General features: G+C 45.1%; 9 protein-coding genes. 4 read left to right on the top strand and 5 right to left on the bottom strand.

Features of this window, described 5'->3' with window-relative positions; genetic code table 11:
• Window positions 1-11 precede the first annotated feature (11 nt).
• The 4 genes from ppnN to queF all read right to left on the bottom strand — a co-directional run bounded on the left by ppnN (window position 12) and on the right by queF (window position 6,561).
• The gene (gene ppnN, locus ACTS60_RS05590; protein WP_440887446.1) at window positions 12-1,388 is read right to left on the bottom strand and encodes a nucleotide 5'-monophosphate nucleosidase PpnN; all 1,377 of its coding nucleotides are present in this window, start codon (window positions 1,386-1,388) and stop codon (window positions 12-14) included.
• A gap of 220 nt (window positions 1,389-1,608) precedes the next feature.
• Window positions 1,609-3,174, bottom strand: a complete 1,566-nt coding sequence (locus tag ACTS60_RS05595; RefSeq protein ID WP_440887447.1) for a diguanylate cyclase — start codon at window positions 3,172-3,174, stop codon at window positions 1,609-1,611.
• 98 nt (window positions 3,175-3,272) lie between these two features.
• Entirely contained in the window at window positions 3,273-5,555 is a 2,283-nt protein-coding gene (locus ACTS60_RS05600; RefSeq protein ID WP_440887448.1) for a tetratricopeptide repeat protein, read from the bottom strand.
• A 160-nt stretch (window positions 5,556-5,715) separates the two neighbouring features.
• Window positions 5,716-6,561 carry an NADPH-dependent 7-cyano-7-deazaguanine reductase QueF gene (queF, locus tag ACTS60_RS05605; protein WP_440887449.1) on the bottom strand — a complete coding sequence of 282 codons (846 nt, stop codon included), beginning with the start codon at window positions 6,559-6,561 and terminating at the stop codon, window positions 5,716-5,718.
• Window positions 6,562-6,669: 108 nt separating this feature from the next.
• On the opposite strand from queF, the gene syd reads away from it, so the two are divergent.
• The 4 genes from syd (at window position 6,670) to ACTS60_RS05625 (ending at window position 11,786) form a co-directional block, all read left to right on the top strand.
• Window positions 6,670-7,215 carry a SecY-interacting protein gene (syd, locus tag ACTS60_RS05610; RefSeq protein ID WP_440887450.1) on the top strand — a complete coding sequence of 182 codons (546 nt, stop codon included), beginning with the start codon at window positions 6,670-6,672 and terminating at the stop codon, window positions 7,213-7,215.
• A gap of 2 nt (window positions 7,216-7,217) precedes the next feature.
• Window positions 7,218-7,994 carry a Zn-ribbon-containing protein gene (locus ACTS60_RS05615; RefSeq protein WP_440887451.1) on the top strand — a complete coding sequence of 259 codons (777 nt, stop codon included), beginning with the start codon at window positions 7,218-7,220 and terminating at the stop codon, window positions 7,992-7,994.
• Between the two features lie 314 nt (window positions 7,995-8,308).
• Complete coding sequence (locus ACTS60_RS05620; RefSeq protein ID WP_440887452.1) at window positions 8,309-10,504, top strand: bifunctional metallophosphatase/5'-nucleotidase; 2,196 nt, start codon at window positions 8,309-8,311, stop codon at window positions 10,502-10,504.
• Between the two features lie 91 nt (window positions 10,505-10,595).
• The gene (locus tag ACTS60_RS05625) at window positions 10,596-11,786 is read left to right on the top strand and encodes a YibE/F family protein (RefSeq protein ID WP_440887453.1); all 1,191 of its coding nucleotides are present in this window, start codon (window positions 10,596-10,598) and stop codon (window positions 11,784-11,786) included.
• 79 nt (window positions 11,787-11,865) lie between these two features.
• Here ACTS60_RS05625 and ACTS60_RS05630 read toward each other — a convergent pair whose 3' ends face one another.
• Window positions 11,866-12,675: a MetQ/NlpA family lipoprotein gene (locus tag ACTS60_RS05630; RefSeq protein WP_440887454.1), complete on the bottom strand. Its 810-nt coding sequence runs from the start codon at window positions 12,673-12,675 to the stop codon at window positions 11,866-11,868.
• Window position 12,676 lies beyond the last annotated feature (1 nt).

Here is a 12,676-nt window from a genome sequence, read left to right on the forward strand (position 1 = left end):
AGCTGAGTTATCTATCGACCACCATTTTCTTGATGGGCAATTCGATAGCAAGGCTCATAAGCTGTTTTACCTGGTAGTTTCATGCGGTGTTGGTCAACAAAGTCCTTCAATAGCTTATCGAGTTTTTTCATCAATACAGGATCACCATTGATGGTAAATGGGCCTTTGCGTTCGATTTCTCTAATCCCTTCAGCCTTGACATTACCTGCTACAATGCCAGAAAACGCTTGTCGTAGGCTAGCGGCTAACACTTGAGGTTGCTGATTGATGTTCAAGTTTAGGCTTGCCATAGCATCATGAGTTGGCTCGAATGGCAGTTGGAATTCGGGTTCAATTTTCAGAGACCAGTTAAAGCTGTAGGCGTCGCCTTTCTCTTTACGATGCTGACGGACGTCTTCCATTGAACGCTTCATTATACGAGCAACTTCTGCAGGATCATCAATCACAATTTGATAGTGTTTCTGACCTTCTTCGCCAAGGGTATCAGCTATAAAGGCATCGATTGAGCGGAAGTAGGCTTCGCTCTCTTTCGGGCCCGTCAGCACGATTGGCATTGGATGGTCGGCATTTTCTGGGTGCATCATGATACCCAAGATATACAGTAGCTCTTCGGCGGTACCAGGACCACCAGGGAAGATGACAATGCCATGCGCCATACGAACGAAGGCTTCAAGACGTTTCTCGATATCTGGCATGATGACCAGTTCATTGACGATTGGGTTTGGTGGCTCGGCTGCAATGATTGATGGCTCTGTCAAACCAAGGTAGCGTTGGTCTGTGTAACGCTGTTTGGCATGACCAATTGCAGCGCCTTTCATTGGGCCTTCCATCGCGCCAGGACCGCAGCCCGTGCAGATATTCAGTTCACGCAGGCCAAGCTCGTTACCCACTTCACGAGTGTATTGGTATTCGGTAGCATTGATCGAGTGACCACCCCAACACACTACTAGGTTTGGCTCGATACCAGGAGTCAGAGCGCCGGCATTACGCAAGATGCCAAATACGAGGTTGGTAATGTGAGTGGCATTGGTAAGGTTAAGGCGTTGGTTGTCCGCTAAGTGCATGTTCACGTATACGATGTCGCGCAATACAGAAAACAAGTGTTCTTGAATACCTTTGATGATCTCACCGTCAACGAACGCGTGCTCTGGTGGATTGGTGAGTTCAAGTTTGATCCCTCGCTCACGTCGAACCACATTCACATCGAACGATAGGTATTTGTCCAATAACTCTTTTGAGTTATCGGTATGACTTCCCGAGTTGAGGACAGCGAGCGTACAGTTGCGATAGAGCTGATAAAGGTCACTGGATGCTGTTTTTTTAAGACGTTCAACTTCGAGTTGTGATAGCAAATCCATGCTACCTGCGGGGCTTATATGGGTAATCATAATGCCTCCTTGCTAATGCTTTCTTCTAAGGGTAGGAACCAAGCCACTTAATTCACTTATACGTTTTGTTTTACTTAGCGGTTGGCAGTTATTGTTTTATAGCGTTTAAACAGCTTAGCAGACAAGTAGAGAAGAAATGTGATAACTCTTTGAAATTTGAAGGCTATATAGTAAAACAGACAGCGATAGCAGTCTGTTCGGTGTTTTTTTGAACAATTGGTTAGTTCCAACTTACTTGGTTGGTGCCTCTTTGTTTCGTCTCTTTTAGCATCCTGCCTAATCGATCCAACACGTATTCAGGGCTATCTGACTCTTTAAAGCTGGTTGATACGGCAGTCAGCGTAATCATGATGTTTTGTTCTCGGAACTTAAACGGTAGTTGGCTCACATCTCGTTGGATCTGCTTGAGTAAATCAAGCGTGTATTCTTCGCTTTGATCAGGGATCAACAAGATAAATTCTTCTCCACCAAAGCGTCCGACAGTATCGGTATCGGAGATGCGTTTTCTCATCGTGCGAGCAAGGATCTTCAATGCCTTGTCACCTGCTGTGTAACCATAGCTATCATTAACCGCTTTGAAGTTATCGACATCAAACAGCACGACGCGCAGATTTTGTTGAGAGCGAATCCAGCGACGGTATTCTAATTCCAAGCGATCATTAAATGCTGCTCGGTTGTACACCTTAGTCAGTGGATCTAGCAGCATACGCTGAGCCTGATCTTCCAATCGACGACGATAATCTTGGGTAGTCTCGAATACGGCTTCAAGCTGGTTTTTACTGTAGCTTAGGCGTTCTTGAAGAGCCTGCTCACGCTCTTCTGTCATTTTTAACCTTTCAGTTAATGAAGCGATTTGAGCCAGTAATGGTGACATGTCAGCTTTGAGTGCTTCCAGTTCTGCAGCTTGATCGAGCGTCGTTTTAGTTCGATCCACTAACGAAGAAAGCTCTGAATTTAGGTCCTGTCGGTGCTCAAAATAGGTTTGGTGTTGATCGACATTTTGATGTGCTGTTTTTAAATTGGAAGAGAGGGAAGTATTCAGCTGATCGAGGAATTGCTCAGAAGACTTACGCTCAAATTTGGTTGCTTCAATAACCAGTTTTAGTGTATTCAACGTGAGTTCAATTAGTGACTCTGCGTTTACACCTAGCAGAAGCTTAGCTCGAATATCGAGTAGTTGCTCTCCAGATTCACCTTCAAAGTCTAGCTCCGTAATCGTGTATTGCAGATCAGAAGCAAGACACTCTAATTGTGACTTATCAGGCGAGTTTTCGAGTTCACCTAAATTAAGACGTGAGTTAGAGGTAATTATTTTAAGTGCGCGTTCGTAAATGCTGAGAAGCTTTACTGCTTGGTCCACTTTTTTACCAGCATAAACCTCTGAAAAGCTCATCAGATTACGTAGTTCACGTTTGAGTTGCGCAGGCAAACCGGTGATTCGCTGAAGCGTTTCACCACTGTGCTTTATCTGCTCATCAAGATAACTGTTTTGTTTTTCCATCGCCATAGACTGTTGTTTTAGTAGTCGTTCTAATATTGCAAGGCGGGGAATCAGTGAGCTGATATCTGTTTGGTGTTCTAATTCTCGCTGAATTTCAAGCAAGTAGTTTGTGACTTGCGTGCTTGAACCCTGACATGCAGAGGTCAATGATGCCACAACTCGCTTCAGAACTTGCTGCTCTCGCTTAAATTTGAGCGAAGTATCACGATGTGCCAGCCTGAGTTGGTCGAGTTGACAACTCAGCTGATGAAGCTGCGACTGAATATCGGATTCCAAGATTCCCATGAAAAAACTGTGGCTAAGTCCATGTACTAATGACAATTAACTGATAATAACAAAAAACTTTATAGCGTCATTAGGTATCGTGTTTAACCGCTGTTTAATTACCCACTTTTTAATATTTTTTTGAGGTTGTCCTCATTCTGGTACGAAGAGTGGATCTTTATTAGCCCTTGGTTTATAGCGTGTTGGCATGCCGTACGTATGTCACCAGTTGCAAAGCTTGCCGCTGGTGCATTGTCGATGGCTTTCAAAAATACCCAGTGACTTGCTTTGTCTTTTAAGCTGACCTCTCGGGCAATGTGTGTGGCCAATAGCAGCAGATCAAGCAATTCTTCATCGTTGATTGCGGTATAAGCCCGAGGTAAAAATGGGTAGTCACTGATGCCCATACGGATAATTCTATTTACATTGTGCTGCTCTGCGAATTCATCTACCCAGCTTTGGAATTTCTCAAAAGTGGCTTCTGCGGAAGCGTCACGATCAGCATTTGGTTCGATATATAGCAGGTTTGCATCAGAGAAGTGGTACAAACGAGTCGGTTTGTTAATGCGCTCCGCTAAGAATTCTCCGAATGCGCGTTCTAGCTCCAAACCTGCTTTGTAGCCGTGCTGAACGTACATACTGCGTAAGAATGGTAAATCGATCATCACAAAGCGTAAGCGGTCGTTGAGAGGTTCGTGGATTAACTCTCCCATTTGCCATTGCTCGAAAGTCTCGCTGGATTTTTGCAGTGAGCGCGATAGTTTGACGTTGAGCATACGTAAGTTGCGCAAGCGTGAACGTGAGTGGGTAAATAGATCGTTGCGCAGTTTCTCTATTTCATTCGTTTGGCGTTGCATGATTACGCCGCGACGCATAATAAACAAAAACATCACCAGAACAGTGATAAACAATGCGAATGATATTTTCTGGAACTTACGATGCTCCATTTCTACTTGAGCCAAGCGATCCGCTTGGCCTACATAGTGGATGCTTTGTTCGGCAAATTCTTTTTGCTGGCGGAAGGCATCCTCACTGATCTGGTTAAGTTGCTTTTGCTCTAAGCGAACTAAGCTGGTGTATTTTTTGTACGCTTGCAAAGAAAGTTGATATTCGCCAGCTTGCTCATAACCTAAACCTAACAATCGGTATGACTGTTGTTTGATGAAGCCAGTATCGTCCTGCGCTATCTCAATGAGGTCGAGGGCTTTCTGGGCATTATTTATCACATTTTTGCTGTCATTTTGGTGATACGCAAGGCCAGACTTAAGCAATGACGCTTTCGCTTCCAAATGAGGTATCTTTGCGTACTCGAGTAAATCTAAAGAGCGATCGAGGTATTGTTCTGCCAGCGCATAGTTGTAAAGTTGAAGATAAGTGGCGGCAAGGCTGAGACGGAGTTTAATGATGCGTTCAATATTTTTTGCGGTGCTGTCATGGTCCAGAACATTGAAGTAGTGAACGAGGGCAAGATTGAACTTACCTTGATAGAAGTAAACATCACCCATTTGCTCAAGAACATCCGCTAAAATAGGTGAGTTTGGGTAGCTATCATAAAAGTCAGCAGCTTGCGAAAGGTACTCTATGGCCTTGTCGTAGACTCGTCTCTCACGAAATAGACGCGCTAGTAGTCGGTTTACTTTTGCAAGACGTGCGCCGTTATCACTTTCAATCGATTGCCAATAACCGAAAAGTAGCTCTGATAACGCTAAGTTGTATTTTTTGTAGTTGAGATAAAACTCGCCAACGGCAGTATGGTAGTCAATTAATGTGATGTCAGAACGGTTATCGGCCAGCATGTTTTTGGCTTCTGTATACCAGCGTTCGGCCTCGACAAAATTGCCGCTGTGGGATGCGAGTAATGCTCGTTGCATCACCAAACGGTATCGTACACTGTCGGTGCGCTGTAAAACGGGGTTAGCTTGTTCAATCTGCTGTTCGACTTGAGCGAGTTTATCTTCCGCCGCCGCGTAGTTTTTATCATTCATCCATAACATTTGGTTGCGCATGAGCTGCACATCTAGATTTAGGTAGGGAAGTTGATATTCGATGGCGAGTTGTTCAGCTTCGTTTAGATTGTCGATGGCTCCCTTAATATTGCCCATAGCATAATCAGCTTGCGCGATGATTTTATGTGCTTCAATGGTGCTGCTAGGAGTGCGAATACTACGATCAGTTTCTTCACGTGACATTGCAGAAGGGCTACCGTTTTCTTTTCGGTCAGTCAGTTCACGTTGTAAAAGGTAGTTTTTGGCGACTTGTTTGGCTTGTGAAGGTTCAATCTCAGCTAATTGCTGAGCTTCATTAAGCAAAGTAGAAGATAAAATGGTCGCGTGAAGTGGCTGCGCTAACCATAAGCAAAGAAAGCCAATCAGCCTGAATAGACGCGAACTGTCCCAAAACATCCTTTTCGTTCCCTCGAACTGTGTCGTAATGTACGTATTTTTGAATAAGCAATAGTAGAGAAAAACGCCCAGCAATCCAACAGATAGCTGGGCGTTTTTGAGTATTTAAGCAATTAGTTTTTGAGTGTGGAACTCAAGCACTTTTAATTATCTACTCAGGTTACTGACGCGCCATGCGGTTATTGTGTGCTGGCTTGTCTTGTTCCGTTGAGCGGTAAGGGTTGATATCCAAACCTCCGCGGCGAGTGTAACGCGCGAATACCGTTAGTTTCGTTGGTTGGCAATACTTCATTAAATCAGTGAAAATACGCTCAACACATTGTTCGTGGAACTCGTTGTGTTCACGGAATGAAACGAGGTAACGAAGGAGCTTTTCATGATCAAGCTTAGCGCCTTGGTAGCGAATTTCTACGCTGCCCCAGTCAGGTTGGTTGGTGATCAGGCAGTTTGATTTAAGCAAATGGCTGTGGAGAATTTCTTCTACTTGCTCTTCACCTGCTGCGCCTTCAAGCAGTGCTGCGTCAAAATCGTAGCTGGTGATTTCGATGTCTTGGTCGTCAATACACTCACCTTCCATCGTTACGATTGGTTGGTTGGTGTAGTGGTTAACTGGGTTTACTTCCACAAGTACCGCTTCGCCTGCACATGCCGATAGATCTTGCGTTAGACGCTCAGTCACTTCTTCCCAAGTAGCAAAACGGGTTTGGTTGTAGCTGTTTAGGTACAGTTTGAACGACTTTGATTCAATCAAGTTGGCGCTGGTCGCTGGAATGTACACTTCGCCAACCGCCACTTGAGGCAAGCCTTTGCTGTTTAGCCAAGATAGCTCGTATAGAGTCCAGATGTCATGGCCTAAAAACGGTAGGCTGTCACCAAGCTCTAAGTCATCTCGGTTTAGGCTGCGAGGCACAGGTTGCAGTAAGCTTGCATCGTATTGGTTTGCGTACTCGGTCTTTTTACCAAGCGTCAGGCCGGCCAGCTCTTTAGCGTCAGAATATTTGCTCATACTTTGTGGTCATTTTCGATTAGAATGACGAGAATTTTACTGAATCCGCTGATTAATTGCCATCCGGCAGACACCGCGACCTGATAAATATCAAACCAGGAGACCTTCATGACCCAATCCGTTCCTCAGGCTCTACAGGATTTTAGCCTGCGCTACCAACAAGCTTGGCAAGACGAGCACAATGAACTGCCACGCAGTGAAGAGCTTGCTGATCTTGTTTCTCCATGTGTAGAAGAGAAGCGCGATGGGGCAGTACTGTGGAAAGCATTCCCACGTGAAGAAATGGCGGATTTCACTAACGTTGAGAACGCAATTGAGTTGACACTGCACGAAGACATTAAGCTTTTCTACGGCTCTCAATACAGCGCGGATATGGACGCGACTTGGCAAGGTAATGAACTGACGCTGCTGCAAGTGTGGAGTGACGATGATTTCACTCGGCTGCAAGAGAACATCCTTGGTCACCTTGTGACCCAGCGCCGTTTAAAGCTAAAGCCAACAGTATTTATCGCTGCAACGGACGCAGAGCTGGATGTGATTTCAATCTGCAACCTAACTGGTAATGTGATTCTTGAGCGCTTGGGTTCAGATAAGCGTGACGTACTAGCAGAGACGCTAGCGGAGTTTCTAAGCAAACTTGAGGCAGCGGTGTAATCATGTACGTTGTTGAGTTGCAGTTTGAGTGTTTTGATAACACCACCGTAAGCGCGGTTGATAAAGCGATTAATGGTCTGATGGATGCGTTGCGTTATAACGGTCAGGTGCTTGGACGTGAGTTCCCTATCGTAATGGGTGACGGCGAGTTTTATGTTCGTGTGGTTTGCCCAGAACAAGACAGTTTACACCCGCGCTACCATTCTGACTTCGTGAAGGTATGCATGAACCGCTTGTCAGAAGCGTCACTGTTGGCACCGAAAATGCGCATGTTGGGTCGTGATTTAAATTCAGAAGAAGCGGCTGAAGAAGAAACACCAAGCTGGCAAGTGCTGTACACCACATACGTGCATACTTGTTCTCCTCTGCGCAGTGGCGAAACACTGTTGCCAATCCCTCTTTATCGCAACGGCGCGACACTGAATGGCGACCACAAAGCGGTAGTGAAATGGCAAACTGAATGGCAAGCGTGCGATGAAATTCAAATGGCGGGCGGCTGCCGTGCTGAACACGCTGCACTGCATGAAATCTGTGATGCTGACAGTGTGCTGTTCCGCCGCGGTTGGGACTTACGTGGTCGTATCGAATACATCACTAAGATTCCGACATACTATTACCAATATCGAGTTGGTGGTGAATCACTTGAAGCGGAAAAATCACGTAAGTGTCCAAAATGTGATGGTGACTGGTTGCTCGACGAACCGCTGCACGACATCTTTTATTTCAAATGTGATGATTGCAGAATTGTCTCCAACATCTCTTGGGATCACATAAAATAGTTCATTTTTAGAAGCTGGCATTTATGCCAGCTTTTTTTTATCCCGTACAAATGAGAGGTGGTTGCTTAATTGGTTTTTCATATTATTTGCGGTATCAATACGTTGTTTTGAAGTCATTTTTTTTGAGGATACTTCTCATCCCCTAGTTTGTGACCTGTGTTCATGTTCAAAGAAAAATGTAACGCATCTGCATGATTTGTAAGCATTGAAACGTTTGCTTCTCAAAAATTTCAAATAATATCCCTATCCTATTTAAGGTTTTGGGAAGAGGGCCCCTTCCGAAAATATATAAAAATAATCTGGAAGGAATTGAAATGACTTTATTTAAAAGAAGCTTAGTCTGTATCGCCGTAGTCAGTTTGATGGCTGGCTGTAACGATGATGAAACAAAATATGTAGATGTACCGTCGGATTACAGTCCGGTTGTCGCAGAGGGTAAAACGCTAACTAACACGCCTGATATGGTGGTAAAAGGTGAAGCGACGCAAGCTGATGAAGTGACGATCGCCATCGCAGCAACATCGGATTTACACGGTCGTTTATTTGGCTTTGACTACGCGTTGAATGCGGAAGACGATGACGCAGGTGTCACTCGTGTAGCGACCTTACTTACAGATCAAAAAGCCGCTCATCCAAATATGATCCTGATTGATATTGGTGATACGGTTCAAGGTAACTCTGCACAGCTATTCAATGACGATCCAACTCACCCAGTGGTAGAGAGCATGAACTCTCTGGGCTTTGACGTGTGGGTACCAGGCAACCATGAATTCAACTTTGAGCGTTCGTTTATCGATCGTAACTTAAATCATTTTAATGGTGCGGTGCTGTCATCTAACATCAAATGGGAAAGCAACGATGTGAACTACATTCGTGCGTTCCAAATGTTTGAAGTCGAAGGGGTGAAAGTGGCGATCGTTGGTCTAACACCATCAAACGTGCCTAACTGGGAAGCATCTGCGCCGGATCACTTCAAAGGTTTGAAGTTTGAGAACGAATTGGATGCAACCAAAGAAGCCGTTGATCAGTTAGTTGCTGAATACAACCCAGATGTGATTGTTGGTGCACTTCACCTTGGCCGTCAAGAAGATGGTGGCGTGGGTGTTTATAAGATTGCTTCAGCAATGGCGGATAAATTTGATGTCATTCTAGCGGGCCACGAACACGCAAACTACATCGAGCAAGTAAATGCAGATGGTACGGTTACGCCAATCAGCAAAGCAACGTCAGAAATTGGTGGTGATAATTCTCTAATCGAAGACAAAGCTAAATCTGGTGAGTACAACCAAGAAAACCGTACCCAAAGCGTGAAAATCATTGAGCCAGGTAAATGGGGTGCTTACCTTGCGAAAGCTGAGATTGAGCTGAAAAAAGTTGATGGCAAGTGGACCATGGTGGACACAACATTAACCAATATTGGCACGAAGAAAGTGGAAGAAGATAAAGCGGTACAAGCGAAATTCCAATACGTGCATGATATCTCAGTTGAAGATGCGACGCGTGAGCTCGGTCGTGTGATTGGTAACTTTACGCCAAGCGCAACAGGCTTCCAAGATGAAGCGACGGCGACAGACTACAGCTACACCGCAGAGCGTCTGTACTCGACTATTCACCTTGCTAAAGTGGTTGATACACCATTGATGGATGTGATTAACCAGATCCAAATGCAGCAAATTGAAGCGGCTGTGGGTGAGGGTAAAGGGGCTGTTGTATCTGCAGCATCACTGTTCTCTGATCAATCTAACCTAATTGATAATGAAGTCTACACCAAAGGTAAGTCGACCAATTTGTACAAGTACGATAACACTTTGCTTGGCGTAGAGATGACAGGTGCGAACCTGAAACGTTTTATTGAGTGGTCTTACTCTTACTTTAATCAATACAAGCCGGGTGATATTACCGTATCGTTCAAGAAAGGCGCACCAGCTTATCTATACGACCAGTTTGATGGTGACATCGAGTTCACGGTAGATTTAAGCAAGGAATCACTTGAGCTAGATGAGAATAATGCGGTGACTAACGAAGGTAACCGCGTGAACATCACCAGTATCGGTGGCGAGCAGTTTGATCCAAATGCGACTTACAAAGTGGCGATGAACAGCTACCGCTTTGGTTCGCAAATTCAGAAGTTTGGTTGGGCAGACAAAGATGACGTGTTCTACGATTCTGTGAATGAGCCAGTTTACGCAATTCGCGATATGTTGACCGCTTATGTTGAGAAGAACAACGGAATTGATGTCGCTGATTTCAGTGGTAATGTTGGCAACTGGGCATTCACTCAATACCAGCCAAGCGGTGAGATCACAGTATTGCGTGATGGTGAAGGCAAAGCGCTTTGGGAGCAATTGAAGAACATGGAAATCTGCGTCTCTATTGACTTAGAGAACCCGAAATACCCAGCGATTGTTAAGTCTGTGAACATCAATGATTCATCAAGCTACTTTGTTAACCCTAACAAAGATGCGGCGACCATTGATGAGAAAGTGGCAGGCTGTAATCCAGCTCATTAACCCTGCATGTGGGCGCGGTAATCGATACCGCGCCTAATTTTGCTCACCTAACGCAATAATGGTTTGAGTGAGTGATGTAGAAGAGTGCTTCATGATCAAAAAAATCTATAACCGTTGGGGTTTCACCCTACTTATTATCCTTGTCTCCACACTTATCTTTCAGTTTTCTTCTTCGTGGAGTGAAGATTTCCGTCCTAAATCGCGCCAGAAGCAAGAGTTTGTTGAAGCAACTGTCACGCGTTCGATTTCAAACCATGTTGCGCCTGATCCGCTCGTGCCGGATGTGATGACAGGTAAACAAGTCTTCATGGCAAAAATTCTTGAAGGAGAGAGCGAAGGCTTAGAGGTGGAAGTCACCAATCCTCTTAGTCGCCAGCACAACGTATATGTCAGTGAAGGTGATACCTTCATCATGATGATCCGCGAAACCACCAATGGTACCGTTTATTGGGCGTATAACCACAAACGCTCAGACGCAATTTACCTTATGCTTGCGCTGTTTTGTGCGCTGCTGCTGAGCTTTGGTAAGAAAGAGGGCATCAATTCGATGGTCGCGCTCTATTTCACTGCTGCCTTGATCGTTGGCGTATTGGTACCAAGTATTTTTGCGGGTTGGAATCCGATGTTGGTCAGTATCTTATTGATGGTGGTGATCATCGTGGTCAGCTTTATTCTCGTTTCTGGCTATAACCGGAAGAGTTTGTGCGCCATGGGCGGCACGTTATTGGGTGTGATAGCTGCGGGTGTAATGGCGCAGTGGTTTGGCGAAATGGCCCACTTGTCGGGTATTTACCTCGACAAAGGCGAAGACGTGATTTACCTCACCTCAGTGAAAATGGGTATTCGTTGGTTAATGTTCGTGACCATTGTCGTCGCGGCGCTTGGCGCGGTTATGGATGTCGCGATTTCGATTGCGTCGGCGTATGCGGAGCTGCAACAAACCGATCCGAAACTAAAACCAAAACAGTTGGTTAAAGCATCAATGAACATCGGTCGAGACATCATGGGCACCATGACCAACACTTTAATCTTGGCATTTGCTGGTGGCTCGTTAACGACCATCATGATGGTGTGGGGGCTTAATATGCCCGCTAGCCAGTTTATGAACATGCCGCTGGTGGGGTTGGCGGTAGTGAATGCGTTGGCGGGTAGTGTGGGGATTGTGCTTACCATTCCATTTACGGCATTTTTAGCGCCTTATGTGTTCAAACATCCTCAAGTGGATGCGAAGGCTGAACAGGTGAAAAAGAACATCAAGGAAGACGAAGTTCAGTTGTTCTAAGTATATAATTAAAACAGATGCAAAAAGGGCGCTCCGATGAGCGCCCTTTTTAGTATTTAAGTTTTGTAGAAAGAGGGGATTACCAACCTTTAACTACGCCACCTTTGAAGATGTCTTTCGCAGCTTCGTAAACTTCATCTGTTTGGTATGCTTTCACGAAGTTTTGTACGTTAGCTGCCTGAACGTTGTCTTCACGAGCAACGATTAGGTTTACGTATGGAGACTCTTTGTCTTCAACGAAGATGCCATCACGCTCAGGAGTCAGGTCAATAGAACTTGCGTAAGTGGTATTGATGATAGAAACCGCAACGTCATCTAGAGAGCGTGGAAGCTGTGCTGCATCTAGCTCCACGATAGTGATATTTTTCGGGTTACCTACGATGTCACGTACCGTTGCTAATAGATCAACGCCATCACGTAGCTCGATCAGACCTTGTTGTTCAAGAAGCAGAAGAGAGCGACCTAGGTTAGTTGGATCGTTTGGAACCGCGATACGTGCGCCTTCTTCGATCTCATCCACTGATTTCACTTGCTTAGAGTAACCAGCTATTGGGTATACGAAAGAGTTGCCAGCCGTTACTAGTTTGTAGCCTCGATCTTTAACTTGCTGATCTAGGTATGGCTTATGTTGGAATGCGTTTACGTCAATTGAGCCGTCATCCAGCGCAGCGTTTGGTGTTACGTAATCGGTAAAGGTAACCAACTCAACATCCAGGTTGTATTTCTCTTTAGCAACTTTTGCTGCGACTTCAGCAACTTGTGCTTCTGCACCAGCCATTACGCCAACTTTTACTTTGTTTGCGTCGACTTCTTTATCACCACAACCTGCAAGAACCAGTGCAGAAGCGGCGGTTGCAACAGTCAAAAGACTCTTAAGGCTAAATTTCATC

The sequence above is a fragment of the Vibrio sp. WZ-1 genome (assembly GCF_052037695.1).
Taxonomy (GTDB): domain Bacteria; phylum Pseudomonadota; class Gammaproteobacteria; order Enterobacterales; family Vibrionaceae; genus Vibrio.

Excerpts from the sequence above, each read along its gene's own strand:
- ppnN (WP_440887446.1), bottom strand. The coding sequence starts at position 1,388 with ATGATTACCCATATAAGCCCCGCAGGTAGCATGGATTTGCTATCACAA.
- ACTS60_RS05595 (WP_440887447.1), bottom strand. The coding sequence starts at position 3,174 with ATGGGAATCTTGGAATCCGATATTCAGTCGCAGCTTCATCAGCTGAGT.
- ACTS60_RS05600 (WP_440887448.1), bottom strand. The coding sequence starts at position 5,555 with ATGTTTTGGGACAGTTCGCGTCTATTCAGGCTGATTGGCTTTCTTTGC.
- queF (WP_440887449.1), bottom strand. The coding sequence starts at position 6,561 with ATGAGCAAATATTCTGACGCTAAAGAGCTGGCCGGCCTGACGCTTGGT.
- syd (WP_440887450.1), top strand. The coding sequence starts at position 6,670 with ATGACCCAATCCGTTCCTCAGGCTCTACAGGATTTTAGCCTGCGCTAC.
- ACTS60_RS05615 (WP_440887451.1), top strand. The coding sequence starts at position 7,218 with ATGTACGTTGTTGAGTTGCAGTTTGAGTGTTTTGATAACACCACCGTA.
- ACTS60_RS05620 (WP_440887452.1), top strand. The coding sequence starts at position 8,309 with ATGACTTTATTTAAAAGAAGCTTAGTCTGTATCGCCGTAGTCAGTTTG.
- ACTS60_RS05625 (WP_440887453.1), top strand. The coding sequence starts at position 10,596 with ATGATCAAAAAAATCTATAACCGTTGGGGTTTCACCCTACTTATTATC.
- ACTS60_RS05630 (WP_440887454.1), bottom strand. The coding sequence starts at position 12,675 with ATGAAATTTAGCCTTAAGAGTCTTTTGACTGTTGCAACCGCCGCTTCT.